Below are 25,633 nucleotides of genomic sequence, written 5' to 3'. Positions count from 1 at the left end.
CTTGGTTGAGAGTTTTTGGTTTGAGATGTACGATTTTTATTCTCTGTTCGCTTATCTTTTTTATTATTGTAGTTCAATTTTCTTCTTCAGATTTTATTGTTAAGTTACTCCAACTCAGCATCTTCTGTTGTGTTATGATTTTGAGCATACTCTTTATAGAGTGTGATAAGATTTTTCAATCCTAAAGCTTTCATATCTTGATGATATACCACATCCAAGCAAAGGTCTAAGAGAGCTTTGTCTCTTCCTGCCTCTGTTTCAAGTAAACTACGTATGGTGAGTTTCAATTTGAGCAATACTTCTTCGTCAATAACTCCTGTTGAGTTTTCAAGATTTGTAAGTAAAGCATATTTCTTGATGGTTTCAAGATGTTCACTTGTTATGTTTATACTTCTTGTTCCTGAAGCGTTTGCTTGAATTTTATACATATCTACCTCCTTATATTTCCTTAATTCCGCAGCATAAATTCTTGTAAGAACTCCAAGTGCCTGAGAAACAAAGTTCTCAAAACACTTGGATATGTCAGAAATTTCACCTATCTTGGTGCTGTAAACATAACAAGTAAGCAAAAAAAACTGATATGGCAAAGGTAGCAATTAAAAACGAGAATATCACTTCTTTCGGTGGAATTTATCATATTATGGACGTTTTCTCAAAGTTGGGCTTTGAAAAACTTACCGAATCTGTATTGGGCAAACGTGGAAGTAGCGGCAAAGCATTCTGTTATGGAAGTATTTTTGGATCTCTCTTCTTCAGTTACCTTTGTGGTGGAGAATGCCTTGAGGACATCAATGCGCTTATTGGGCAGTTCAAGCAAAGACCTGATACGCTGTTACCCGGTGCCGACACTGTGGGGCGCGGACTAAAGGAGCTTACCGAGAAAAATATTGTCTATAAGAGCAAGACCTCCGACAAGTCGTATAGTTTCAACACAGCAGAAAAGTTGAATACCTTACTTTTACGGATGATACGAAGAATGGGGCTTATAAAGGTGGGCAGTCATGTTGACTTAGACTTTGATCACCAGTTTATTCCAGCCCACAAGTTCGATGCAAAATATTCTTACAAGCAGGATTTTGGCTATTTCCCTGGTTGGGCTTCCATTGGGGGAATCATAGTCGGAGGTGAGAATCGTGACGGAAACACCAATGTGAGATTCCATCAAGAAGACACGCTCCGTCGCATTATGGACCGTGTAACCTCAGAACTTGGTGTGGTAATAGAGCGTTTCCGTGCTGATTGCGGATCGTTCTCAAAGGAAATTATCCAAACCGTAGAGCAGCGCTGCAACACGTTCTATATACGTGCTGCCAACTGCGGCAGCCGACACGAGGACTTCCGCCAGCTGAAAGAATGGAAGAGTGTTGAGGTTGATTATGAGAGATGCGATGTCACCTCCGTCAGCATAGACAACTTAATAGAAGGAAAGTCATACAGGCTTGTCGTACAGCGTAGTCCTTTGAAAGACAAGGATGGCAAGCAACAGACAGATATGTTCGGAGTAATATACACATACCGCTGTATCCTCACCAATAACTGGATGTCTACCGAGAAAGACATCATTACATTTTATAATGAGCGTGGAGCAAGCGAAAAGAACTTCGACATACAGAACAATGACTTCGGATGGTCACATCTGCCCTTTTCCTTTATGGCTGAGAATATGGTTTTTATGATGGTTACCGCCATGCTGAAGAACTTCTATCTCTATCTCGTCCGTCATATCAGCGATAAGGTCAAGCCGTTGAAAAAGACAAGCAGGCTGAAAGCCTTTATCCTCCATTTTGTCAACGTACCAGCAAAATGGGTGCGCACTGGAAGGCAGAACGTTCTGAACCTATATACAAATAAAAACTACTACGCTGAGGTCTTTATTGAATAAACATCATTTTTTGTGGTTTTTCATACTTCCCCATTGGTTTGGGTGGGGGATTTTATGCTTAGAAAAGACCCCAAAAACACCGAAGCACCTCATATCAACATATAGAGCCCCAAAAAGACATCTCAACATATAAAATTTTCTCACAAGAAAAAATACTGCGGAATTAAGGTATTTCTATTTCTGTAATGTAATATTCACAACTTTTGGACTTATTTGAGCAAGAATGATACTATACCCCTCATAATTTTCTTTTGCAAAGCCTTGTCTTTTATACATTCAAAAGGTATAGCCATTGTAAATGTTCTATTGTCTGTACCTTTGTATGCCACGGCAGCACACGATTTATCGCTGTATGTCATAGCACTGAAAGCACTACCTACAGGATGTATCATATCAGGTGAATAAGCTCCATAATGTTGTTCGTTAATGGTGCGATATACATCAAAATTTAGCCCTAAGCCTGTTATTACCGAGCTATAGTTGTTTTGATTGCTTCCCAAACCTTTTATTTTAAGGTTGGTTGATAGCCATTGACGTTCTTGTTCTGTGTTCATATCAGATGCGACGTAGGCTCCTGAGATGAGAAGACGTCCATTTTTGCGAAGATAAGATGCAAGTTTATTTTGCATTTGTGGGCGTAAAGCTTTGTAATAAACAAGACTTCTGCCATCATTCTTCTCTAATCCAAGTGCCAAGTCTACCATTGCATACTTTGATAGGTCGATGAGCGAATTTTCAATAGCTTCACTTGAGCAGCTTACAACATTATATCTACCTGACGAAATTAATGCTTCAGCGTGTGTTGTTACGTAGTTGAAGTTGTTTCCTGCTATAAATTTACCTATCAATTCATCGCCCGAATACCCCAAAGCTGTAGGTCCTTCTTTGCCCGCTTGTGTTTTATCAAAGTTACTCTGTCTACCACACCAACCAGCAGTTGCACCATAGCTAATCCCTGGGTCAGCCTCAAGATTGAAACCTTGCTCACTTATATTGTTGATAATCTCAGGTGAGGTAAGGCGGTGGAAGCCATTTGCGATAAGAAGGGTTTGTTTTGCGCCTTCGCTGCGATATGCTGAGAGTACTTCAGTAGGGAAACTTTCTCCACCACTGTTGCAAGCTGTAATTTTGAAATTGTAAATAACATTAGGTTCTAACGTAATTTCAAACTTGTTGCTTGACACGTTTGTGCCATTGTCAAAGCCACTTGTGCCCGTCGCCATATATACATTGTACGATGAAGGTTTAGCTGTGGACTCTAATGGGTCGTTTACAGCATTCCATTTTAATCGTATTTTATCCTTTGAGATGTATTCTATTCTAAAGTTGTTGGGTGCTAATGGCTGTACACAGTATGATGTCTTGTGCATCAAAGCTGTAAAGCGTAAAACACTTTTATAGATAGAACGAGCGAGCGTAAACTTGAAATTAGGGTCTTGCGCTAATCTTAAATCGCCAAAGTTTTGATGCGAAAGCGTTTCTATAATGGCAGATGGCACTTCAGGAAGTCGTGTTTCGCTATAATTAGCGTCTTTTACACCACGCGTATTCCATTCTTTTCTGAATGTATTTTCGATGTCTCGCTTCACATTTGCCAAAATTTGACTTGCAAAAGTGTATGAGACCGAGCGTGGAAGTCCTGTTCCGAGCGTTGGATTTCCATTTTGTGTGGTGCAAATAGTCAATGTTCCCACTATGGAATCATCATTTTTTACTCCAGCATCGCTATGTACACCAATCGAAAGCTCGATAGGTACACGCTTACCATCTTTATTTGGAATGTAAGACGATCCACCTGCAAGCCAATTGGTATAGAGCGAGCGCGTATTGATGTCGTCGTTATAGTCGTTAGTGCCATTGCTTTTGCTTACCACCTCTGTAGGTGCACCAGCCCATTGCGTATAGTATCGTGCGCCTTCAAGCGTTCTTGGCAATCCACTATTGCGTCCGCCTCGCACAATGTTTCCCATTCCTCCGCCAAAACGCACAGCATCTGCGGTAACAAAACCTTTCTTTTTGCTATGATTGGTTAAGATTACACGGTTGAAGATGTTACACCCACGGTCGAACTCAAATGTACCTAAGTAAACCCAAGTTCCACCTCCCATTTGTTGATTTACCCTAAAATGTGTTTCTTGTCCTTTATGAAAGACGATGTATTCAGCATCGTCTACGCTCTTTTTCACGGTTGGATAGCTTACATATACTGCATACGAACCATCTTCAAGTATAACAGGTTGATAAGAAATGAAACTCAGTCGGCTTCTTTTTTTTCTGCTTTTAATTTTTCGAGTAGTACCTGCAGAGAATGGGTTTTCACCATCTTGATAGTTGCCGTTATGATAAGCAAAGCCTATCGCATCAGCTTTTTCCCATTTTTTCTTATCGTTTGTTTCTTTATAATATGTTTTAGCATTATCATTATCGACAATTACTTCATTCTTTTGCCAATCTCTTTCTCGTGGTGAAACCACTACAGCCCCTGCGTTTTCCAACATTGGAAACAAGTAGGGTATAACTATCGTTTGTGTGAATAAATCTTCGGTAGTTCCAAACAAGTTTGGTCGCTGCCATCTCCACGTTCCTTTATTAATGTCATAAAATCTTCCGTGCGATGCCCAAATAGATAAGTGCCTACCATTTAGTCCGTTTGATATAGTATTGGGGCGTGATGTATTCTCCACCCACACCTTTCCTTTATATTCTGCTTTTCCCCACGAGTAGTTATTCTTTTGTGCGCTCGTGTTGCCAACAATGATGCTTGCTAAGAGAAAAGTCCATATTTTTTTTGTCATTCTTCAATCTTTCCTATCGTAAACTTTTCTGGATGCTTCCCTTTAAAGTCTTTGAAATACTGTTTTATTTCAATCATATCCTTGTCAACATCACCACCTGGATGGATAATCTTTCTACATACTATTTGCTTTTTCTCGTAGTCTAATCCATACAAGAGGATAGGGACTTCAGCCTTTTGTGCAATGTAGTAAAATCCTTTTTTCCATTCAGGGTTTAGCGAGCGTGTTCCTTCAGGTGTTATACACAACTGAAAAGAACTTGCATTTTTAGCGTGTTCGGCTAAAACATCGGTCATACTATTATGTTTGCTGCGGTAAACAGGTATTCCACCCATTTTTTTGAACATCGAACCTAAAGGCCAAAAAAACCATTCTTTCTTCATAAGAAAGTTACTCTTTAGGTTTTCAGCCTTTCCATATAATTGCCCGATAAAGAAGTCCCAATTGCTGGTATGTGGAGCAAGGCAAATTATACATTTATTGGGGAAGTCTACTTTTACATCTTTAGTCCATCCCATTACCTTATATAATAGCCAAACTGCAAAACGTTTCACCATAATTTATTCTAAGTTGGAGATTTGGTCTATTATTTCGTTAACTTCTTCGTTCAATTTATGCTTTAAGTCTTTGAAATAAGTTGCCGACTTCATTCCAGGCTCTATATGTGAAACTCTGCTGATATAGTTGCTTCGCATTACAACAATCGAAGTCAAGATGGCTTCAATTGTCTCTTGGTTTTTGCTATTACCATAGAGTGAAACTGCGATTGTTTCAGCAAACAAGTCGCTACATATATAATTAATCGTACGTTTTAAATCTCTTTTGTTGCTCATAGAGTTTTCTTTTTAAAATGTTTCTTGTAGATTTATAGGTCAAAGATAATAAATAAAAACACAAAAAGCAAGAATACATCAAGAAAAATAGTGTTTAAGCCTTATTTTAAGAATATTTTTTTCTAATTACGATATAAAAAACGTATATTTGCATAGTGATAATAAGATTGTTATAAATAATTTGATTAAAATTTAAGGTATAAAGATTATGGAAACGAGTGCTTTGCAAAAAGAACGTGCAAGCTATCAGCCTAAGTTACCAAAGGCTCTTCAGGGTGCAGTAAAAATTAAAGAAGGAGAACCAACACAAAGTGTTGATAACCACGAAGAAATAAAAAAATTATTTCCAAACACTTATGGTATGCCGCTTATAGAATTTGTTCCTGCCGAGGACACAAAATCGCTTAGCATTAATGTAGGTGTAATTCTTTCAGGCGGACAAGCACCTGGCGGACACAACGTTATATCAGGTTTGTTTGATGCAGTTAAGAAATTAAATCCTGAAAATAGACTCTTTGGTTTCTTGATGGGACCTGGTGGCTTGGTAGACCATAATTATATTGAAATAACAGACCACCTTATCAATAAATACCGCAATACGGGTGGTTTCGACCTCATAGGCTCTGGACGAACAAAACTTGAGGAAGTAGACCAATTTGAGAAAGGTCTTGAAATTATTCGAGAGCTTGATATTAATGCTTTAGTTATCATTGGCGGCGACGATTCTAACACAAATGCGTGTGTTTTGGCAGAATATTATGCTGCTAAAAAGTATGGCGTGCAAGTCATAGGTTGTCCAAAAACCATTGATGGAGACTTGAAAAACGACCAAATAGAAACCTCTTTTGGTTTCGATACCGCTACAAAAACCTATTCAGAACTTATCGGAAACATTGCTCGCGACTGTAATTCGGCTCGCAAATATTGGCATTTTGTCAAGTTGATGGGACGTTCTGCATCGCATATCGCTTTGGAATGTGCTTTACAAACCCAACCTAACATTTGCTTAATATCAGAAGAAATTGAAGCCAAGGACTTGACTTTGAATGACATCATTGAGGATATTGCAAACGTAGTGGCACGTCGAGCAAAAGACGGTCGCAACTATGGCGTAGTGCTTATTCCTGAAGGACTTATCGAATTTATACCTGCCATCGGTAGATTGATACAAGAACTCAACGACCTTCTTGCAGAGCACGGACACGAGTACAAAGACTTAGACGAAGAGACACAGCGTGCATACATCATCAACCATTTGAGCGAAGCCAACAAGGCTACATTCGAGACACTTCCTGAAGGTGTAGCTCGTCAACTTTCGCTTGAACGCGACCCTCACGGAAATGTACAAGTATCGCTTATAGAGACCGAAAAACTTATTTCGGATATGGTAGAAATGAAGCTGAATAAGTGGGCTAAAGAAAGAAAATACGATGGCAAATTTGCTGCTCTTCATCACTTCCTTGGTTATGAAGGTAGATGTGCTGCCCCTTCCAACTTTGATGCCGACTACTGCTACTCGTTGGGTACATCGGCTGTGCAATTGATTGCTAACGGCAAAACAGGCTATATGGCAATTGTGAAGAATACCACGGCTCACCCAAGCGAATGGCGTGCAGGTGGTGTACCTATCACGATGATGATGAATATGGAGCGTAGAAATGGCGAATTGAAGCCTGTTATTCGCAAAGCATTGGTAGATTTGGAGGGCGAACCTTTCAAGGCTTTCGCTGCTATGCGCGACAAGTGGGCAAAAGAAACCAGCTATATCTACCCAGGACCAGTGCAGTATTGGGGACCTTCAGAGGTATGCGACCAAACTACACGCACGCTGGCTTACGAGCAAGGCGCAGAGGTTAGTGTTTTCTAAATGCTCTTAGCGCAATGAACAGATAATAAAACCTTTAATAAAATAATAAGCAATGGGCACTCCCTCGTGGTTAAATCGCTTGCGAACCAACATTCATCATACTCCTTCGTGGGTATGGTGGATAGGAGGAGTATCCATTGCTTTTTTGTATTGTTTTTGTTTCTATATTTTTTTAGTAGCACCTTCGGGGTTCAGATGGCGTGCCATTTATGGCGACCCTGACTATCCCAAAGGTTATGAAATTCACGGCATTGACATTAGTCACTACCAAGGCAATGTGAATTGGGCGCGACTAAAGAATGCTATGGTACAACAATCGCCCATTCGATTTGTCTTTATGAAAGCTACCGAAGGCGATAGCCACGTCGACCCAATGTTTCGTCCCAACTTTTTTAATGCCAAGGAATGGGGTTTCTTGCGTGGAGTGTATCATTTTTTGAGCAATAGTTCTTCGGCTCGCCGACAAGCTTACTTCTTTCTTGCTATGGCAAATTTAGAACCTGGCGACCTTCCTCCCGTGCTTGATGTGGAAACTAAACCAAAGGATATTTCTACCGAAGAATTTCAACAGAATGTGTTAACGTGGCTTCATATTGTAGAAGACCACTACCACGTGAAGCCTATCATTTACACCTATTATAAATTTAAGGATCAATATCTTTCCGACTCACGCTTCGACGACTATCCTTATTGGATAGCCCACTACTATGTTGACAAGATGGAATATACGGGCGATTGGGCATTTTGGCAGCATACCGATGCGGGTAAACTGCCAGGTGTGAAAGGCTATGTAGACTTAAACATCTTTAATGGTTCTTATTTTAAGCTCTCACAAATGCTTATTCCTGAAGTTATTGAGTCCGTTGAAATACCAGACAGCACCATTGTTGATTCTCTACAAGTCGACACTTTTCAAGTTGTAGAGTAGCTGCTTTTTCTTCCAATAATTCTACATCTTCTTTGTAAAAACCACTAAGAATGAGTGTGCCCTTTGCTGCTAATGTTGCTGCAAACCTATCCATATCAGCCAATAAAATATTACGATTTATGTTTGCTATAACGATGTCAAACTTACTATTAAAAGCATTGATTACCTGCTTGTTACCCTCTTTTATCTCAAGTTTTACATTGTTCAATGAAGCGTTCTCAATAGCGTTTCTTACACTCCATTCATCTATGTCGTAACCACACACCTTTTTTGAACCACATTTTGCAGCTACAATTGAGAGTATTCCTGTGCCACAACCACAGTCTAACACAGTCTTGTCTGTTAAATCGGTGTTCAACAATTCGGTTACAATCATTTGGGTTGTTTCGTGACTTCCTGATCCAAAGGCTTGTTTGGGATCTATCCTAACCACTAAGGGGGGCGTGTCTATATTTTCTGACAATAAGGCAAGTGGATTTTCCTCATTTGAGCCGCAAATAACACAACGATTATTTATCACGATAGGTTTAAATCCCGACTTTTCCCACTCCTCATTCCAATTTTTGTCCTCTGCTTTTTTTGCCTCATAACTTATTTCTACATCAGGCAAAATAAAGTTATCAATGCCTTGCTTTATATTTTCTTCTTCGAATAAGTCTTCAAGGCAATAACCCGTTACATACGCTTCTTCTTCGGCAAACGAGTCGCAGCCCCATTCGCCCGCCATTGCTATTAATAGTTCGCGCGCTAAGTCGGTATCGGGTGTTAGTTTGAATTTAATTTCTATATATTTCATCTTTTCAATACGTTTTTGTGTTGCAAAAGTACATAAAAAATATGACTTACCTCCTCATTTTCTGAATTTCTATTAGCCGACAAATAGGCCAATCTTGAAACGATGATAATTTCTTAAATGTGTGTCTGTAATATGTTGTAAGTCAATTGTTTGCAAATCGGTTCCAATACATATATGTTTTACCACCCAAAACATATATGTATGACACGCTCAAAGTTGAACTTTAGCAAGCCCAAACATATATGTTTTGCATTTCAAAGATTGATGTTTTAAGATTGCCAATTGGATATGCGAAATTTAGAACAATGTTTTCTTGTTTTTTTATTTCTCAATATTATAAGTTTATGCGTTTGTTTTAGTCAACATTATTTTTAGCTTTCTTTTGATTATATTATGTATAAGATTTTTTGCTTTTATCATTGTGGTAATTCTTTTTTTCTTATCTTTGCATAAGATAGGCTGCACTCTGCAATATTCAAGCAAGCTTGTATTGCCCTCGTTTGCATTATCTTTGCATAAGATAGGCTGCACTTGTGTAGTGTAGGGGCTCGATTTATCGAGTTCCTTAATATTGCCCCCGTAACTCCTTTAACTCCTTGGAAACGGAACTTCTTTAACTTCTTAGAAGTATAATCTGCACGCAACATTTATGAAAAGAATATTCAACATATTGATATTTTTAGTATTGGCGGTTCATAGTCTTCAGCTTTCGGCAGAAGAATGGACAGCAGATAATATTCCTATGGTGCACCTTCAAGATGCTCGCCGTTACGTTTGCGACCCCGAAAACCTAATGTCGGCAGCCTTACGCGACTCTACAGATATGTATCTTCATCGCCTTGAAAAAGAGTGTGGAATACAGACCGTTTTTGTTATAGTAGGTCACGTAGCCGATGGCGATGCGTTCCGAGTGGCACAAGATATTGGCAATAAGAATGGGGTGGGAGATAAGAAAATCGACCGTGGACTTGTTGTAGTAGTAGCTGTAGACGACAGACGCTACTTTATTGCTCCCGGGGAAGGCTTGGAAGGCGACCTTACGGACGTAGAATGTGACGATATTGCACGCGCTTGCATTGTTAAAAATATGCGAATGGGCAATACCGACCTTGCAATGTTTGAAACGGCTAAGGCTGTGTATTCAAAATTTAAAACGGACAAAACGGGGGTAGAACGAGAGGGTGAAGATGTAGACGACTTTGGAGGGCTCATTATTATAATACTTGTTATTGCTTTTTGGGTATTTATAATGCTTAGTAAAGGCAATAATGGTGGAAAAGGCGGAGGCCGACGAGGTGGTTCGGGCTTTGGACCTTTCTTCTGGGGTAACCCTGGACACATCAATGATAGCGGTTTTGGTGGAGGCTTCTCTGGTGGAAGTTTTGGCGGAGGCAGCTTCGGCGGTGGAGGTGCTGGCGGTGGTTGGTAAAAAGTTTGTCAACTTAAGAATGTGATTATTAATTATTTAAAGTAAAAAGATATGAAGAATAAAACGTTTTGGATAGTATTAGGAATTGTGGCTGTATTTGGCATTTGGGCATTTTCAGGCTACAATGGTATGGTAGATAAGCAAGAAATGGCCACAACAGCGTTGAGCAATGTGCAAACGCAATATCAGCGAAGAGCCGATATGATGCCACAATTGGCAAAGATTGTAAAGGCCTATGCAAAGCACGAGAAAGAGACTTTTGAAGCTGTGACAAAGGCAAGAAATGCTGCAACGCAGATACATTTGGACGCAAGTAACCTTACACCCGAAAAGATGAAAGAGTACGAAATGGCTCAAAATCAGGTGGCACAGGCTTTCTCACGATTGATAGCTGTGGCAGAGGCTTATCCAGAACTGAAAGCAAGCGAGAATTTTAAGGCATTGCAGGTGCAAGAAGAAGGCACTGAAAATCGCATTAGCGAAGCACGAAAGAAGTATAACGAAGCTGTACAAGACTATAATCAGACGGTTCGTCACTTCCCAAATTCGTTGTTAGCAGGTATGTTTGGCTTTGACAAGATGGCAAAATTTGAAGCTGCAGCAGGTGCAGAGAAAGCTCCTGAATTGGATATTTAAGTAGTATGTATTCAGATTAATGAGATAAAGAGATAATGGACAGTATAAATTAAATAGGTATAGATATGAAAAAGTTATTTTTAAGTTTTTTGGTGATGGGGCTAATGATAGTTGCTCCCACATCTTCGACAGCATCAAGCAAGGCTGTTGTAAGTGTTCAATGTTCTAAGACAGAGAAGAAAATCACTCCTGAGGTGGTTACTCAAACACTTGTTAACGCCTTGAAGCTAAATAAAAAGCAAGCTAAACAACTCTTGAAGTTGAATAAAAAATATGCTAAGTATATTGCAGACCCTCGCTTTGTAGGATTGCCAATGAACCGTTCTTGCGCAGGTAAGATGAAGCAAATGGGTAGTTGTGGCAATGGACATTGTAAGCAAGGCGTAGCAAAGGATTGCTGCAAGGACGCCAAGGGCTGCGAAAAGCAACAAGGCAATTGTGGTAAGCAGCAGGGTAAAGGCTGTTGCAAGGAAGCTAAAGGCTGTGACAAACAACAAGGAAGTTGTGGTAAGCAGCAGGGTAAAGGCTGTTGCAAGGAAGCTAAAGGCTGCGACAAACAACAAGGAAGTTGTGGTAAGCAGCAGGGTAAGAGCTGTTGCAAGGAAGCTAAGGGGTGCGACAAGCAGAATGAGAAGTGTCAAAATTGTGACACAACAAAAGAACATAAGTTTCGTGAAAAGATGTTGCCACAAAAATACGGCATAGATTCAAATGCTGCTAACGACATCAAAAAGAGTATGGAATTTAAAGAAAAGAATGCACAATATAAGGCTTATCACGCTGCTTTGCAAAAGATTTTAACTGCTGAACAATATGATAAGATGCTGAGTTTCTAAGCTACGAGAGATAGCGGATAATATAAAAGCTCCTCGCTGATGAAGTGAGGAGCTTTTATTGTATGTTCTATTTTCTCAAAGGTTTTCCCCCCTGAGCTTGTAGGCTTATTCCTCTATTTCTGATAAACCTTTGACAAAGTTGTTTATAAAGTTGCTTGTTGTTTCTAATGGTGCATAATCGAAGTAGCGATAACTTCGACGTAAGTTTCTACGAAGTGCCTTGTTGTTATTATAAACAAAACCTGTAGAGCCTTGTTTGAAGTGCCATTCTTCAGCATTATCTTTTACCAAATTGGATATTGTTTTGATTGTAAGCTGTTTAGCGTTCTTCTCTTCTTTAATAACAAAAGGTATTTCATCTTGCTCAAAACCAAAAACAGCCATTAGAATACTGCCTTGCAACTGAGCCATACGTTGCAAATGGAGCGTATCGAGCCAAGCCTCTAATTTTAAGAAGTCTACTTTGTCGCCCTTGGTTCGGAGGTATTGACCGAGTTTTATAACCCCTTCAAGACTTATACCTGAATTGAGCATAGCATTGGTATTAAATACAACAAGCTTCAAGATGTCTAAGGCTTCTACGGACGTGTCGATGCTATGGAGTTCGGAATGTATAATTTTATGAAACTTTTTATTCCTAAACTTATTGCTCAAATAGGTGTTCTTCTCGTCTATAAGTGCTGTTGTATTTTTTTGTTCGTCTATTTTTTGCTGTATTTCAGCTATTAAGTCTTCTGGCAAATTCAAATTTAGGTCGGTAGAATGATTGTTTATACCTCGCACAAAAATGTTTAATACGTTCTGTGCTTGAACAATTTGGAACAGTCTGCGCCATTTGAAAGCTGACATTATCTCAATGGAAGCCTTCTCATTGAAAGCTCCCGAACGAAGTAGTTTGAAGAAGTTGCGTTGTATAATGTCCATAACCTAAATATTCTTGCTTGAGCAACTATTTTTATTTGCTTTGTCTTGCTTGAACTGTGTGTTGCAATTTCCTGTTTATCAGCTTGATACTATATTCGTGTGCGATGATAAAAATCCATATTCTCTTTGGATAATAGCTCTATCGACATATAGTTTACAGGTTGCACTTTCTTCTTTAAGATAATGGCTTGGAACAAGGTTTCAATGCTGGAATAGCCTTGTTGGAAAGCGTGTTGTGCAATGAGGAAAGATATACTGCCTTGGCGTAAGCAGTCTGCGTTCTTGTGAAGCATATCGTAACCCATAATCTGAACATTCCTTCTATTGGTTTTCAAGAGGAATTTGCCCACGATATGCGCTTTAGAGTTGACCGCAAAACAATGATGAATGTCGGGATTTTCGGTAAAAAAACGTTCTAAAATACCATCATAACGCTTCGTTTCTTCGTCCAAAGGTAGATTTACTTCAACGATTTCCACACTTGGGAAGTGCTCGTTCATATAGAGTCGGAAGCCCACCTCACGATTTTCTTGTTGCTTGCTGGGCATCTTTCCTTCGTTGGTTTGCTTCATTAGCATAATGCGCTTTTCGTTTCTTGCTATGAGCATTAGCATCTTTGCTGCAAACAACCCACTTTGCAGAGAGTCTTGACCATAGAACGAAAGGGGGTTAAGGTCTGGCATATACGAGTCGAGAAGTACAAAGGGGATATTTCTTTCGTGCAGTTGGTCGGTGAAATTCTTTGTTATTTCTAATGTCGTAGGTACCAAAACAACACCATCGGGATTGGCTGCTAAGCACGATTCGTAAGTTTCTACAAACGATTCGGGGTGCAATCGGCTGTAATACATTATCTCGATGTCAATGTGAAAGTCGCGTCTGTATTCCACAGCGTTGATAGCTCCCACTTCAATCTCTTCCCAATAAGCTTCGCTTGAGTGCTTGGGAAGTAAGCAAAAGAATTTATATCTTTTGTTATAAGCTAATGCACTGGCTATTGCATTTGGCTGATAGTTTATCTCTTTGAGCACCTTTTCTACTTTTTCTAATGCTTCTTTCGATACATTAGGTCGTTTGTGCAGTACGCGGTCTACCGTGCCTACACTTACTCCAGCTTTGAGTGCTATATCCTTAATTCTAATTTTTTCTACCATTCTGTATAAGGTTGTTAGTTGCAAAAATAATAAAAAAAGTTGAAAAGCTATACCACTTTTCTCTACTTTTTAGAGCAAACAAAATTAAAATATGTACTCATAGCGCATAATTCAGAATAGTTTTGTATTTTTGTATCAAATTTATTGGAGTATCATAGGCCCGAATTATCATAATAAGCGAATATCTTTAAGAGCAATTTTTTTGTTCTTAATCATATCAATCTTGTCTGCTTGTTCGCACGTAGACACGGATAAGGTGGATAGACTTAATGCCAAGGCTTACTTTTATCATTTTAAGAATATTGATTCTACGTATGCATACGCTAAAAAAGCATTAGCATTATCGCGTGGCTATGATGCAGGAGCAGCAGAAGCATTGAACAATTTGGCGTTTGTCGATATTGTTAAAATGGATTATCCTGGTGCTGCGAAGAAGCTAAATAAGATTTTGAGCATAACCAATAACCAAGTGGAGCTAATGATAGCTGATGTTCAGCTTATGCGACTATGCCAACGTAAATCTAATAACAAAGAGTTTTACGATTACTATGAGTTGGCTTTACGACATCAACGTCGTATTCACGAGGAAGAGGAAAGACTTTCTGAACACCAAGCAAAGCGTTTATTGTATGCCAAATCTGAATTTAGCATCGTTACTTCAGTGTACTATTATTATGTAGGATTGGGCGAATCATCGCACAAAGCCATAGAGAGTATCAATCCAGAAGTGCTTCTTCAAGGCGATACAGCCCAATATTTGAGCTATTTGTATAACGTTGGAGCAGGCGGAATTCCTATTAAAGAACATCAAGACGACGTCTATCAACAAGAGTTCGATTATCTTGCACGATGCTATATTATGGCTCGACAGTTGCACTACGACTACTGGGAGGCCAACTCACTGCAAGCATTGAGCGAACACCTTATTACTCCGCAGAGTAGAGATAAACTCATTAAAGACAATTTGCCAACCATCAAGTATATCAATGTTGACGAAATGCCCGACAGCCTTTTAGCTGGTAATCTTGCGCAACGAGCTACCGATTTGTTTCGTTCGTATGGTGATGTTTATCAGATAGCCAGTTCGTATCGTACATTGGCGTCGTGTTATTGGCAAATAGCAGATTATAACTCTGCAATAGCTTGTTTAGAAAACACATTGGCAGAAAACAAGTCTATCCAACAAGCCCCCGACTTGATAGCTTCTATTAGAGAACAGCTTAGTGTATTTTATTCTGCGGTAAACGATAAGCACAGCAGCGATTATAATCGTAATATCTATCTTGACTTACAGGAGCGCACACGTCAAGATAGGTATCTTGAATCGCATGCTGGACAGTTAGAGGCTACATCTCGACAACTTAACATTATGATAGTTGAGGTGGTATTAATGATAGCTTTCGTACTGTGTCTGCTGTTATTTTTTCACTATCTTCGTCGTCGCAAAAGTAATGAAAATTCGTTAGAGAAACTGCTACAGCCACTTGAAGAATGGCGTGAACGTAATGCAAACGATTTGCAGTTGATGGAAGAAAAATGTGAAGAGATACAAGAAGAATACTATATTTCAAAGGCAAACGTTTCGAAAAACAAGAAACGCAACATAGAGAAGCGTGCTAAGCTATTCCTTGTCAGTACGATAACACCTTTTATTGACCGTATGCTTCACGAAATTACTCGATTGAAAAGCACTACCGAGGCTGCTCAATTGAGAGATGAACGCTACCTCTATATTTCAGAATTAACATCTAAGATAAATGATTATAATGATGTTTTGACCCAATGGATACAGCTTCATCAAGGTGCTTTGTCAATGTATATAGAAAGTTTCCCGTTGCAAAATATCTTTGATGTCGTAATAAAGAGCAAGACCAGCTTTCTACTCAAGGAAATAGAATTGGATATAAAACCAACTTCTGCAGTTGTGAAGGCTGATAAGGTGCTTACACTCTTTATGTTGAACACCTTAGCAGATAATGCACGAAAATTTACAGATGCAGGCGGAAAAGTTACTATCGTGGCGAAAGAAGAGCCCAACTATGTAGAAATATCGGTAGAAGATACGGGAAAAGGAATTGCCGAGGCCGATTTGGCACACATATTCGAGCATAAAGCCATTGTAGATTATAAAAATTCAGAATCGCACGGTTTTGGTTTGATGAATTGTCAAGGTATCATTAACAAGTACAAGAAGACAAGTAACTTGTTTTCGGTTTGTTGTTTGAAAGCTGAAAGCCAAGTGGGGAAGGGTAGTCGTTTCTTTTTCCGTTTGCCCAAGGGCATTACCCGTATTCTCATTCTTTTATTTGTTATCTGCAATGGCTTTATTACAGTAGCCAATGCAAAATCATCCACCTTGCCAAGGTCTGCTACACAAGCTACCAATCACCGCTTACAATATCTCGATTTGGCTAATATATATGCCGATTCGGCTTACTATAGCAATATTAAAGGCAACTATGAAAAAACGCTTTCTTTTGCAGATACGTGCCGTTACTACCTCAATCAATATTATTTGCAACTGCGTCCGAATGGTCGTTATCTAATGAAGCGAACAGGCGAACTGACAGCTATACCTGCGGAATTGCAGTGGTTGCACGATAATTTCCCAACCAATTACAGCATTATACTTGACATACGAAACGAAAGTGCGGTAGCTGCTCTTGCCTTACACGATTGGGAGTTGTACAAATATAATAATAATGTGTACACACTGCTCTTTAAAGAAAACTCGGCAGACAAAACTTTAGGAGAATATTGTAGAATGATGCAACGTTCAGAGTCTAATAAGAGTGTGGCTGTCATTCTGCTTATTGTGCTCTTGCTTTCCATTTTTCCGCTCTATTATTTTATGTATTACCGCCATAGGTTCTACTTCCAGTTCTATATGGAGCGTGTGAAACAAATGAACGAGATATTGCTTAGCTCGGATGCACCTACTATTAAAAAAACTGCCATCAACGAAATTCTTTCAGACAAGTTTCCTGAAGAATTAAAAGATATTGCTACAAAGATACAACAGGCTTTGCAGCAGTCGATAGAAAGTCGTGAATTGAGTAAAACCAATATAGAATTGGCAGAAGATGAGTTGAGAAAAATGGATTTTGAGGATAATAAATTGCACATCAGCAATAATATTTTGGACAACTGTCTTTCTACATTGAAGCACGAAACAATGTATTATCCCTCACGCATCAGTCAACTTGTGAGTGGGAAAGACCAAGAACTGCAATCCATTGACGAACTTGCTACTTATTACAAAGAGCTTTATACTATTCTGAGTATGCAAGCTACACGCCATCTCAGCTCTATAAAGCCCATTTGTCAACCCGTTAGCGTGAAAAATATTTTGAGCCGACACATACAGACGGAAAGCCCCGAAATGGCAAATTATACTATCTTGGGAGATGAAGATTTGCTGATTTATCTTTTTGAAATAATACACAAGTTGAGTGGGAACGAAAACTCATTGATACACATCGAACCGATTGCCAACGAATATTTGCTTTTCAAAATCCCAATGCCATCATTAAGGCTTACCGATGAGGAATGTTTGATGCTCTTCTCGCCAAGTGTAGAACATATTCCGTACCTCATTTGCCGACAAATAGTGCGTGAAAATGCCGATGCAACCAACCATCACAGATGTGGCGTTACTGCTATTAGCAACGATGGAAAGGTGCACATTGAGATAATATTAACAAGAACGAAATAGAAGAATAGCTATATTATGGAAAAATTTAAAGTTATAATCGTAGAAGACGTACCTTTAGAACTGAAAGGAACTGAAGGAATTTTCCGCAACGAAATACCTGAAGCAAAGGTTATAGGAACTGCCGAAAACGAAATTGCGTATTGGAAACTTATTAAAAACGAATTGCCCGATTTGGTTCTGCTCGACCTTGGTCTTGGAGGTTCTACCACTATCGGAGTAGAGATATGTCGCCAAACTAAGGAAATGTATCCTGCATTAAAAGTACTTATATTTACAGGCGAAATCATCAACGAAAAACTATGGGTTGATGTGCTCGATGCAGGAGCTGACGGCATCTGTCTGAAGAGTGGCGAGCTGCTCACACGAGGCGATGTAGCAAGTGTTATGGCTGGTAAGCAATTGGTGTTCAATCAACCTATTCTTGAAAAAATAGTTTCACGATTTAAGCAGAGCGTCAATAGCCGATTAATGCACCAAGAAGCAATGATAAATTATGAGATAGACGAGTATGACGAACGCTTCCTTCGTCACTTGGCATTAGGCTATACCAAGGAACAAATTACCAATTTGCGTGGTATGCCTTTTGGAGTAAAAAGCCTTGAGAAACGTCAAAACGAATTGGTACAAAAGCTTTTTGGCGAAAGCAGAGGTGGAATGAATATCAACGCCACACGACTTGTAGTGCGTGCATTAGAATTAAGAATTATTGATATTGACAACCTCCATTCAGATGAAGAATAAGTATGGAATTATTGCGCTAATATTGATAGGTTTTCAGCTACTGCTTTTCTTAGGCTCGTGGTTGGTTACAGCTGCCTTTCCTGAAGTTAGCGTGCGTTCTTTACTAAGTGGTGAAGGGTTTCGTTGGTTTGTAGGCGAATTTGTAGCCAATCTTAAAACCGACTTCTTGATTTGGATGCTCTTGTTTTTTACAACAGCAGGAGTATTCAAGTCGAGTGGTCTTTACACCTTAATTTCCAGCCTTCTCCATCATCGCCACCCACTTCAACATCTTCGTTATCGTGAGCGAGTAGCTATTCGCACCGTATTGGTGGAATTTATCTTGTACATTGCTTGTTTCATACTTCTTACTTGTCTTCCTCAACCTGTTTTGTTGAGTGTTACGGGCAGCTTTTTCCCAAGTGCATTAACCGAAGGATTAGTGCCTTCCATTTGTTTTATTTTTGCCGTAACATCAGTTTCGTATGGTGCAGCGTGTGGTATCTTTAAAAATCTACAAGATATTTACAATGCTTTTGCAAATGGGTTTGGGCTTTTTGGTAAGTTTTTCCCTTTTTATCTTATCATTGTAGAATTAGTTAAATCTGTTGCTTTTATTTTCGATTTATTCTAATCTTACGCATCTTTTACCTCTTTTTAAGATGCTATAGTTATACATTGCTATACGCTTATTACCTAAAAATAGGCTACAACTTTATAATTTATGCTCCCATTAACCCAAATCGGTCGTTAGACTTCTTTGAGATTTGCGAGCTTATTTTGAGCTATTTTGGGTTGTTTTTGAAGACGTTTAGCGAGCTAAACAACTGAAAAAACAAACGAAAAGAGCCAAAATAAGGTGCAAAGACGAAGAAAAGCATAACATCTAAACGCTTTAAAAAGCCTTTGCGGGCTAATGACTGATTTGGGTTAATATTGTTCTATTTTTAACCATACGATGCTAATGCTATAAAATATCAACGTTTTAAAAGTAAAACATATATGTATGGGAGTCCCAAAGTTCAACTTTGACCACCTCAAACATATATGTATTAGGGGCTCAAAGTTAAACTTTTGCAGAGCATTTTATAAATATCTGATATTCAATATGTTATATTTTATCTTTTTTGCAGTATGACAACCTTTCCGGATTGGTCTATATTTCGCTTTTCCGTTTTACCTTCAATTGTCGTTAGAATGTGATAGGTGCACTTTGGTAGTTGCTAAGATGTTATTGAGAATTAAAAATAGAAAGATTATTTGAATAATTGATTAATTTCGTTTATCTTTGCATAAGATATAGCTGCATTCGGAAAATATAGAGTTTTACTTATACGCAAGCTCAATAGCACATAATAATTTTCGTTTGCAACGAATATGCAATCAATAGTTATACAGCAATATCTAAGTACTATATAGGTAGCATTTCGGTTCTGCCGCTGGTGTTTTAAGACACGAGAGGAAAGTCCGGGCAGCACAGAGCGTCCTGCTTCTGAAAATGGAAGCTATTGGCAACAGTAGATGAAGGTAGAAGAAAATAACCGCTCTCTTGTAGAGTAAGGATGAGAAGGTGATGTAAGAGACCACCAGCAAGTTGGCGACAGCTTGGCTGTACCGTTCAGGAGCTGCAAGTTCATGTATACCATTGTTTGAGGGTAGCTCGCCCAAGCATTTTGCACAATGGAGGGTAGAACGCTAAACTGAATGGGGTGACCCGTCAGAAAGATAAATGGCAGACGTCTTTCTATTATCGAAAGATGAGAAAGAAACAGAACCCGGCTTATAGAAATACTACTTGATGCACAACTCTTTCTCTCCCTATAATGGGAGGGAAACGAGTTTGCTAATCTATTAAAGCAATATACAAAATGAAAGGAACTTATACTTATCGAACTGTATTAGACGATTTTCAGCAACAAATAGAAAATAAAATAAAGAACCATAAAAACGAACCTAATTTTCCTCAAATGGGTAATACGCTTACAGAAGAAATACTTTCAGACTATCTTTTTGAGTATCAAGCAGCATTAGATAGCGAAGGTACAGAACGTACACAATACACCATTGCTGGATTTTTAATGTGTTTGCCTTTGCTTTTTATGTCGGCTTTTCCCGAAAAAAGCTTGCCTTATACAGGATATAAAGAGGTGATTTTCGGTGTAAGCATAGGATTGGTACTATTTTTTATTTATCGTGTAGCAATGAAAATAATGGTGAAATCGAAAATAAAATCAGTAAATAAAACCTATCCCGAAGCACAAGCCTACGTAGAAAAAGTAAAGGCTTATATTAATTAATGTACACTAAAAATAATCGTAAACAAGGAAAATATGGAAATGCCAGATTTGCTAAAGTATAAAGACAAATTTAATAAGAATGCCTTTATCGAAAAGATACATCGTATTGCCAAACGAGCTGGAGTAAAATTGGTGTATGCAGCCTTAATACTCTATTATTCGTTAGAAAGCGACAAAGTTTCGCTAAAGGATAAGGCTATTGTAATAGGAGCGTTGGGATACCTCATCTCACCATTAGATGTTGTACCAGATGCCATACCAATTGCAGGCTTAGGTGACGATTTAGCCGTACTGATATACATCTTGCACAAGATATGGGGAGACGTAGAAGATGAAGTTAAAGCCAAAGCACAAGCAAAACTAAGCCAATGGTTCGATGAAGATGAAATTTGTAAGGCTGATGATTTGTTTAAGAGTAATGATACAGATACGCCTATTTAATTTCAACATATACAAAACATATACATACTAAGGAGGAATAAAATGATACAATATATAATTGTTGGAGTTGTACTTTTAGCCGCTATAGCATACGTCGCACGCCAACTCGTGCGAATCTTCAAAGTAAAGAATAATGCGTGTGGAGGTTGTAGAGGTTGTGATATAAAACGGCAAATAATGCGCAATAAAACGCAAGAAATAAAAAATAAAACGCAAAGATGCTGTAATTATTAATGAAAAATTTGGTCGAATAAAATATTATTTGTAATTTTGCACACGAAATCAAGCAGATGATATATTTCATAGCTTGAAATTTCATAATGGTGCCTGGGCCGGTCGGTTAGGTAACGGTCTGCAAAACCGTGTAGAGCGGTTCGATTCCGCTAGGCACCTCTAAAGCTCAAAAGATTTTTCTTTTGAGCTTTTTCTTTTACTATCATCGCCTAATATCGGCTCAGTAGGAATAAGGGCTCAGTAGGAATAAGGTGGGGATTAGAAGTCAGTCGTAAAACCCAGTTGCCCCCTCTCTCCCCCTCATGCACATAATTTCATAAGCCTGTAAAGGAAGAAAGGAATATCCGTTACTTCCCTGAACTGTGCCCTGAAGGCTTTGACTTTTGCGTTGAAGGATTCAGCATTGGCATTTGTGGCTCTGTTGACAAAGAAATTGAGTATGCTATCATAATGGTTCTTAAAGGTGTCAATCCAAAATGGTCATAATTTCTGACTTACTCATATGCCATTTTCGCTTGCGACGCTTAGGCATATTGGGATCAGATAAAGCAATTTTATCCATTTCTACTTCAAATTCTTTGCAAAAGTCATCTGCAATACAAAATATTTCTGTAATTTTGTCTTTGGAATTCATCGTTGTTCTTTTTGTAAGTTGTTGATTATCAACTATAAAGTTACAAAAAATAACGAGATTAACAACTTTTTATGATATTATTCTTATCCCGAGTTTAGGTTAATAAGGTGGAAGCCAATATCAAAGACACAAGGGCTGAAACCACACAGAACAAAAATAAAAAGAAAATAATGGAAATAGCAAAATGGATTGGCGGTGCGTTAGGCTGGGTTCTTGCTGGCGGCAGTGTATTAGGGGCAGTGGCTGGCTACTGCATAGGTAGTTTGCTTGACGATGCGTTTGCAGGTTCTGACAATAGCGCAGGCGGATTTAATAACAATGGTGCTTTTGGAGCAAACGCTAATGCCAATAGTGGCTACAACCCCAATAGTAGGTTTGGGCAACGCCCCTTTGAGGAAGAGCGCAATTCGTTTCTCTTCTCTATGCTTGTACTTTCGTCTTACGTTATCAAAGCCGATGATAAGGTGATGCACTCAGAAATGGAATTTGTACGTTCGTTCCTCCGCGATAACTTTGGCGAGCAGGCAGTTGGTCAAGGTGAAGGTATTCTGTTGCGACTTTTCGAACTTCAAAAAGAACAAGGCGAAGCCCAATTTAAAGAAACCATACGCAAGAGCTGTGTAGAAATATCGTTCCATACCAATTCGGGACAACGCTTACAATTGCTCAACTACTTGGTCATAATAGCTAAGGTAGATGGAAATGTTAGTCCAGAGGAAGTGGCAGCCCTTAAAGAACTTGCAGGCTATTTGGGACTGTCGGCACAAGATGTAGAGTCGATGCTGAATATGGGCAATAACGGCAAAGCTACAGCAAGTATTGAAGATGCGTACAAGATTTTAGGTATCAGTCCCAATGCTACCAATGATGAGGTGAAAGCTGCTTATCGCAAAATGGCATTGAAGCATCACCCCGACCGTGTGAGTACGCTTGGCGATGATGTGCGCCTTGCAGCTGAACGAAAGTTTCAAGAGATTAACGAGGCAAAGGAACGTATATTTAAAGCACGTGGACTTTAAAACAAGCATTAAGCCTCTTTGTTGCGCCCCACTAAGGCACGCAAAGCAAAATAACATTCTTCTTGCAAGCGAAAAAGTGTCCACGAACAACGGAAAGGACGATAGCCAAACTTTCTAACTAACGATTTCGGGAGACGGTGTATTTCGATGGTTTGCCACGTTTCTTTCAAGCGTTGCAAACCCTCCTTGCGTGAAGCCTCATCTAAAGCATTGCGGTGCAAAAAATAAAACATATACACCCCAACGAGGTTGCGCCATCGCACCACTTCATACTTATTGAGTATGGCGGCCGAAACATTCAATTGCTCTAATTGTAGCTTCATACTTTTATTCGCCAACAAATAATCAAATCTGCGCAAACTTATACGATGGGTTACAGATGTAGAATGTTGACGATAAAAATAAGTTCCATCACACTTCATTACCTTCCGTGCATTAAGATAATGCAGTCGGGTAGTATTATCATCGCTATACGAAATAGCCGAATCGTCATAAGGGAACTGCTTATGAATAGCTGTTCGCACGACATATACCCCATGTATCTTCCACGTAAGACTATCTTCAAAGGCTTGAGAACCGTCTAAGCTGTCGAAATTGGGCATCTCATAAACCGTCCTTCGCCCATCTTCATAAACATTTTCTACACGAAAAAGCACAGCATCGGCAGTTGGATTAGCAGCGAAAGTATTATATACCTGTTCACAAGCATCTGGTGCCAACCAATCGTCGCTATCTACAAAGGCTACATATTCGCCCGTAACAATTTCTAATCCCGCATTTCTTGCCTTTGCACTACCACTATTCGTTGGCATTTGCAACACCTTTATACAACTATTTTGTTCGGCATAACGCTGCAAAAACTTGAGCGACCCATCGGTAGAAGCATCATCTATACAGATAATTTCTATGTCGTGCAAGGTTTGTGCTAACAATGAATTAAGACATTGGGGTAAATATTGTTCTGTGTTATATACAGCTACGAGAATACTAATTTTTGTCATTGCGTCCAAAACGTTTAAGAATTTTAGCCGATAAACTATTCCAAAGATTGGTTTTTGTCCTAAGAATACGCATTGAAGTTGCTCCGCTAACAAAAGCTAAGAACAATCCCACACCCCAATACAACAAAGAATTGTCTTGTTGAGTAAGCAGAAAAGTGAGTAAACCCAATGGGAACTGTATACCAATGTAAAGCATTACATTGGACGACACCTTATAATTGTATTTCCAACGTGCATAAACAAAAACCACCAACGTATCTATAAGTCCAGCAATGGTTATTGCCCACCCTGCACCAATAAGGCCGAGACGGTCAAAATTGAAGATGACAAGCAACACCAAAACGATGTCGTAAACGGCTTCGAGAAAGAGATAAGATATAGAATCGCCCTTTGCCAACGGAATATACTGCACGGGGAGGTACACCGCACGGAAGTACATTGCAAGCATAATAACCTGCATCATTCCCAAGGCTGGCATAAATCGCCCTGTATATAATAAAGGTAAAAGGATAGGCAGAAAAAGTGTAAACAGCACAAGGAGTGGAGATACCAAGAGCAGCATTACCTCTATTTGCCGATTTACGGTTTGATTGAACGTAAAATCGTATTTGTTAGCACTTGAAAGACGGGGGAAATAGTCGGTTTCCATCGCTGCAAACACCATTCCTACGTAAGTCATCGTCATCATATAACCTGCATTGAAAAGTCCTACCGTCTCAATGCTTGCCACATTATTCAAGTAACTGCGGATTAAAAAGTCGGCTCCTGACCCCAATATACCTGCTAAAACAAAGGCAATACCCAAGCGCAACATTCCAAAGCCTTTGCTCATTGGACGCCAACGATTCATCAATCGCAAAGGGTAGATATGGTAGGAAAAGGCAATATTGAGTACCAATTGAATTATCGCCATTATCACCAACGAGGGAACAATGGCTTGTTCGCGGAAAAAGTAATAAAGCGGAACAGAGGTAAGGAGTGCGCCTAACACGTTGTAGATGGAGATAACAGCCAATTTCTTTAACTGTCGCAAGCCCTTTAGGATAGCTAATTCGCCATTAGAGATAGCCATAAGAGCCACAATAGGCGAAAGAAAAATGAAGTGAAGCGTATGGCCGTCCCAAGAAAAGGTGAACTTGCTAAGCAACGAACTTAAAAGAATACAGAGAAACATTCCTAACAAACCTACTAACAAGCTCCACGAACGCACTAATTTCACAGTCTTAGCAAGTTCGGCTTCGTCATTTTTGTCATAATGTTCGGATATGCTTTTCACGGCACTGATGGAAATTCCAAAGTTGGTAGAGTCGCTCATCAACTTCAAAGTAGAATTAAACAACGAAATAAGTCCCATTCCGTCAGGCCCTAAAATCATAGCAACCAGTTTGTTTCGCACGATGCCTACTAAGATGTTAAGCCCCTGAACTCCTCCAAAAAGCCCAGTGTAGCGAAGTATATGGTTATAGCTATCCGTTTTTTTCATCAACTATTA

General features: G+C 39.2%; 21 protein-coding genes, 1 tRNA gene, 1 other RNA gene and 2 pseudogenes. 14 read left to right on the top strand and 11 right to left on the bottom strand.

Annotated elements, in window-relative coordinates:
* Positions 1-104: 104 nt before the first annotated feature.
* On the bottom strand, positions 105-428 hold the full coding sequence (locus CZ367_RS05460) for a hypothetical protein (RefSeq protein WP_077197373.1): 324 nt from the start codon (positions 426-428) through the stop codon (positions 105-107).
* Between the two features lie 152 nt (positions 429-580).
* On the opposite strand from CZ367_RS05460, the gene CZ367_RS05450 reads away from it, so the two are divergent.
* Complete coding sequence (locus tag CZ367_RS05450) at positions 581-1,882, top strand: IS1380 family transposase (protein ID WP_077195397.1); 1,302 nt, start codon at positions 581-583, stop codon at positions 1,880-1,882.
* 209 nt (positions 1,883-2,091) lie between these two features.
* Here CZ367_RS05450 and CZ367_RS05440 read toward each other — a convergent pair whose 3' ends face one another.
* The 3 genes from CZ367_RS05440 to CZ367_RS05430 form a co-directional block, all read right to left on the bottom strand.
* A complete protein-coding gene (locus CZ367_RS05440; protein WP_449421165.1) occupies positions 2,092-4,380 on the bottom strand; it encodes a golvesin C-terminal-like domain-containing protein in 2,289 nt (762 codons plus the stop codon).
* Between the two features lie 293 nt (positions 4,381-4,673).
* On the bottom strand, positions 4,674-5,234 hold the full coding sequence (locus CZ367_RS05435) for a 1-acyl-sn-glycerol-3-phosphate acyltransferase (protein ID WP_077195946.1): 561 nt from the start codon (positions 5,232-5,234) through the stop codon (positions 4,674-4,676).
* A gap of 3 nt (positions 5,235-5,237) precedes the next feature.
* The gene (locus CZ367_RS05430) at positions 5,238-5,510 is read right to left on the bottom strand and encodes a hypothetical protein (RefSeq protein WP_077195945.1); all 273 of its coding nucleotides are present in this window, start codon (positions 5,508-5,510) and stop codon (positions 5,238-5,240) included.
* Positions 5,511-5,718: 208 nt separating this feature from the next.
* Between CZ367_RS05430 and CZ367_RS05425 the strand changes: the two genes are divergently transcribed.
* Both CZ367_RS05425 and CZ367_RS05420 read left to right on the top strand, forming a co-directional pair.
* On the top strand, positions 5,719-7,377 hold the full coding sequence (locus CZ367_RS05425) for a diphosphate--fructose-6-phosphate 1-phosphotransferase (RefSeq protein ID WP_077195944.1): 1,659 nt from the start codon (positions 5,719-5,721) through the stop codon (positions 7,375-7,377).
* A 52-nt stretch (positions 7,378-7,429) separates the two neighbouring features.
* Positions 7,430-8,305 carry a glycoside hydrolase family 25 protein gene (locus CZ367_RS05420; RefSeq protein WP_077195943.1) on the top strand — a complete coding sequence of 292 codons (876 nt, stop codon included), beginning with the start codon at positions 7,430-7,432 and terminating at the stop codon, positions 8,303-8,305.
* Here the strand turns inward: CZ367_RS05420 and prmA are convergent.
* Positions 8,229-9,101, bottom strand: a complete 873-nt coding sequence (gene prmA, locus CZ367_RS05415; protein WP_077195942.1) for a 50S ribosomal protein L11 methyltransferase — start codon at positions 9,099-9,101, stop codon at positions 8,229-8,231. The genes CZ367_RS05420 and prmA overlap by 77 nt on opposite strands.
* Before the next feature lie 649 nt (positions 9,102-9,750).
* On the opposite strand from prmA, the gene CZ367_RS05405 reads away from it, so the two are divergent.
* The 3 genes from CZ367_RS05405 to CZ367_RS05395 all read left to right on the top strand — a co-directional run bounded on the left by CZ367_RS05405 (position 9,751) and on the right by CZ367_RS05395 (position 12,002).
* Complete coding sequence (locus CZ367_RS05405; RefSeq protein ID WP_077195940.1) at positions 9,751-10,530, top strand: TPM domain-containing protein; 780 nt, start codon at positions 9,751-9,753, stop codon at positions 10,528-10,530.
* Positions 10,531-10,581: 51 nt separating this feature from the next.
* Positions 10,582-11,166 carry a LemA family protein gene (locus CZ367_RS05400; RefSeq protein ID WP_077195939.1) on the top strand — a complete coding sequence of 195 codons (585 nt, stop codon included), beginning with the start codon at positions 10,582-10,584 and terminating at the stop codon, positions 11,164-11,166.
* Between the two features lie 65 nt (positions 11,167-11,231).
* Entirely contained in the window at positions 11,232-12,002 is a 771-nt protein-coding gene (locus CZ367_RS05395; RefSeq protein WP_144005941.1) for a hypothetical protein, read from the top strand.
* Between the two features lie 105 nt (positions 12,003-12,107).
* On the opposite strand, the gene CZ367_RS05390 is transcribed toward CZ367_RS05395, so the two are convergent.
* Both CZ367_RS05390 and CZ367_RS05385 read right to left on the bottom strand, forming a co-directional pair.
* A complete protein-coding gene (locus CZ367_RS05390) occupies positions 12,108-12,926 on the bottom strand; it encodes a hypothetical protein (RefSeq protein WP_077195937.1) in 819 nt (272 codons plus the stop codon).
* A gap of 89 nt (positions 12,927-13,015) precedes the next feature.
* A complete protein-coding gene (locus CZ367_RS05385) occupies positions 13,016-14,080 on the bottom strand; it encodes a LacI family DNA-binding transcriptional regulator (RefSeq protein ID WP_077195936.1) in 1,065 nt (354 codons plus the stop codon).
* A 202-nt stretch (positions 14,081-14,282) separates the two neighbouring features.
* Here CZ367_RS05385 and CZ367_RS05380 point away from each other — a divergent pair, with 202 nt between their 5' ends.
* The 7 genes from CZ367_RS05380 (at position 14,283) to CZ367_RS15345 (ending at position 21,646) form a co-directional block, all read left to right on the top strand.
* Complete coding sequence (locus CZ367_RS05380) at positions 14,283-17,795, top strand: sensor histidine kinase (protein ID WP_237581552.1); 3,513 nt, start codon at positions 14,283-14,285, stop codon at positions 17,793-17,795.
* Between the two features lie 15 nt (positions 17,796-17,810).
* Positions 17,811-18,536, top strand: coding sequence for a DUF5932 domain-containing protein (locus CZ367_RS05375; protein ID WP_077195935.1), 726 nt, complete (start codon positions 17,811-17,813; stop codon positions 18,534-18,536).
* Positions 18,526-19,149, top strand: coding sequence for an AbgT family transporter (locus CZ367_RS05370; RefSeq protein WP_077195934.1), 624 nt, complete (start codon positions 18,526-18,528; stop codon positions 19,147-19,149). Before CZ367_RS05375 ends, CZ367_RS05370 begins: the two co-directional genes overlap by 11 nt.
* A 785-nt stretch (positions 19,150-19,934) precedes the next feature.
* Positions 19,935-20,314: RNase P RNA component class A (gene rnpB, locus CZ367_RS05365), an RNA gene on the top strand.
* 69 nt (positions 20,315-20,383) lie between these two features.
* Positions 20,384-20,812: a hypothetical protein gene (locus CZ367_RS05360; RefSeq protein WP_077195933.1), complete on the top strand. Its 429-nt coding sequence runs from the start codon at positions 20,384-20,386 to the stop codon at positions 20,810-20,812.
* Between the two features lie 33 nt (positions 20,813-20,845).
* Entirely contained in the window at positions 20,846-21,253 is a 408-nt protein-coding gene (locus CZ367_RS05355) for a YkvA family protein (protein WP_077195932.1), read from the top strand.
* Between the two features lie 322 nt (positions 21,254-21,575).
* Positions 21,576-21,646: transfer RNA gene (locus CZ367_RS15345), tRNA-Cys, on the top strand.
* Positions 21,647-21,787: 141 nt separating this feature from the next.
* Here CZ367_RS15345 and CZ367_RS05345 read toward each other — a convergent pair.
* Both CZ367_RS05345 and CZ367_RS14860 read right to left on the bottom strand, forming a co-directional pair.
* Positions 21,788-21,952, bottom strand: a pseudogene (locus CZ367_RS05345) (transposase); the annotation flags it as partial.
* A 7-nt stretch (positions 21,953-21,959) separates the two neighbouring features.
* Positions 21,960-22,121, bottom strand: a pseudogene (locus CZ367_RS14860) (IS982 family transposase); the annotation flags it as partial.
* Between the two features lie 170 nt (positions 22,122-22,291).
* Between CZ367_RS14860 and CZ367_RS05340 the strand changes: the two are divergent.
* Positions 22,292-23,140 carry a DnaJ domain-containing protein gene (locus tag CZ367_RS05340; RefSeq protein WP_077197370.1) on the top strand — a complete coding sequence of 283 codons (849 nt, stop codon included), beginning with the start codon at positions 22,292-22,294 and terminating at the stop codon, positions 23,138-23,140.
* Between the two features lie 8 nt (positions 23,141-23,148).
* Here the strand turns inward: CZ367_RS05340 and CZ367_RS05335 are convergent, their stop codons facing one another.
* The gene (locus CZ367_RS05335) at positions 23,149-24,141 is read right to left on the bottom strand and encodes a glycosyltransferase family 2 protein (RefSeq protein WP_077195930.1); all 993 of its coding nucleotides are present in this window, start codon (positions 24,139-24,141) and stop codon (positions 23,149-23,151) included.
* Positions 24,128-25,624, bottom strand: coding sequence for an oligosaccharide flippase family protein (locus CZ367_RS05330; RefSeq protein WP_077195929.1), 1,497 nt, complete (start codon positions 25,622-25,624; stop codon positions 24,128-24,130). Before CZ367_RS05330 ends, CZ367_RS05335 begins: the two co-directional genes overlap by 14 nt.
* Positions 25,625-25,633 lie beyond the last annotated feature (9 nt).

Source organism: Prevotella ihumii (assembly GCF_900155655.1).
In the GTDB taxonomy this organism is placed as follows: Bacteria; Bacteroidota; Bacteroidia; order Bacteroidales; family Bacteroidaceae; genus Prevotella; species Prevotella ihumii.
This window is presented reverse-complemented; position numbering and strand designations above follow the sequence as displayed.

Bases quoted from the DNA above. Each gene is read 5' to 3' on its own strand.
- CZ367_RS05400 (WP_077195939.1), top strand. From the start codon at position 10,582: ATGAAGAATAAAACGTTTTGGATAGTATTAGGAATTGTGGCTGTATTT.
- CZ367_RS05420 (WP_077195943.1), top strand. From the start codon at position 7,430: ATGGGCACTCCCTCGTGGTTAAATCGCTTGCGAACCAACATTCATCAT.
- CZ367_RS05435 (WP_077195946.1), bottom strand. From the start codon at position 5,234: ATGGTGAAACGTTTTGCAGTTTGGCTATTATATAAGGTAATGGGATGG.
- CZ367_RS05375 (WP_077195935.1), top strand. From the start codon at position 17,811: ATGGAAAAATTTAAAGTTATAATCGTAGAAGACGTACCTTTAGAACTG.
- CZ367_RS05335 (WP_077195930.1), bottom strand. From the start codon at position 24,141: ATGACAAAAATTAGTATTCTCGTAGCTGTATATAACACAGAACAATAT.
- CZ367_RS05460 (WP_077197373.1), bottom strand. From the start codon at position 428: ATGTATAAAATTCAAGCAAACGCTTCAGGAACAAGAAGTATAAACATA.
- CZ367_RS05360 (WP_077195933.1), top strand. From the start codon at position 20,384: ATGAAAGGAACTTATACTTATCGAACTGTATTAGACGATTTTCAGCAA.
- CZ367_RS05405 (WP_077195940.1), top strand. From the start codon at position 9,751: ATGAAAAGAATATTCAACATATTGATATTTTTAGTATTGGCGGTTCAT.
- CZ367_RS05340 (WP_077197370.1), top strand. From the start codon at position 22,292: ATGGAAATAGCAAAATGGATTGGCGGTGCGTTAGGCTGGGTTCTTGCT.
- CZ367_RS05355 (WP_077195932.1), top strand. From the start codon at position 20,846: ATGGAAATGCCAGATTTGCTAAAGTATAAAGACAAATTTAATAAGAAT.
- CZ367_RS05430 (WP_077195945.1), bottom strand. From the start codon at position 5,510: ATGAGCAACAAAAGAGATTTAAAACGTACGATTAATTATATATGTAGC.
- CZ367_RS05390 (WP_077195937.1), bottom strand. From the start codon at position 12,926: ATGGACATTATACAACGCAACTTCTTCAAACTACTTCGTTCGGGAGCT.
- CZ367_RS05425 (WP_077195944.1), top strand. From the start codon at position 5,719: ATGGAAACGAGTGCTTTGCAAAAAGAACGTGCAAGCTATCAGCCTAAG.
- CZ367_RS05370 (WP_077195934.1), top strand. From the start codon at position 18,526: ATGAAGAATAAGTATGGAATTATTGCGCTAATATTGATAGGTTTTCAG.
- CZ367_RS05450 (WP_077195397.1), top strand. From the start codon at position 581: ATGGCAAAGGTAGCAATTAAAAACGAGAATATCACTTCTTTCGGTGGA.
- CZ367_RS05330 (WP_077195929.1), bottom strand. From the start codon at position 25,624: ATGAAAAAAACGGATAGCTATAACCATATACTTCGCTACACTGGGCTT.
- CZ367_RS05440 (WP_449421165.1), bottom strand. From the start codon at position 4,380: ATGTTGGAAAACGCAGGGGCTGTAGTGGTTTCACCACGAGAAAGAGAT.
- CZ367_RS05385 (WP_077195936.1), bottom strand. From the start codon at position 14,080: ATGGTAGAAAAAATTAGAATTAAGGATATAGCACTCAAAGCTGGAGTA.
- prmA (WP_077195942.1), bottom strand. From the start codon at position 9,101: ATGAAATATATAGAAATTAAATTCAAACTAACACCCGATACCGACTTA.
- CZ367_RS05395 (WP_144005941.1), top strand. From the start codon at position 11,232: ATGAAAAAGTTATTTTTAAGTTTTTTGGTGATGGGGCTAATGATAGTT.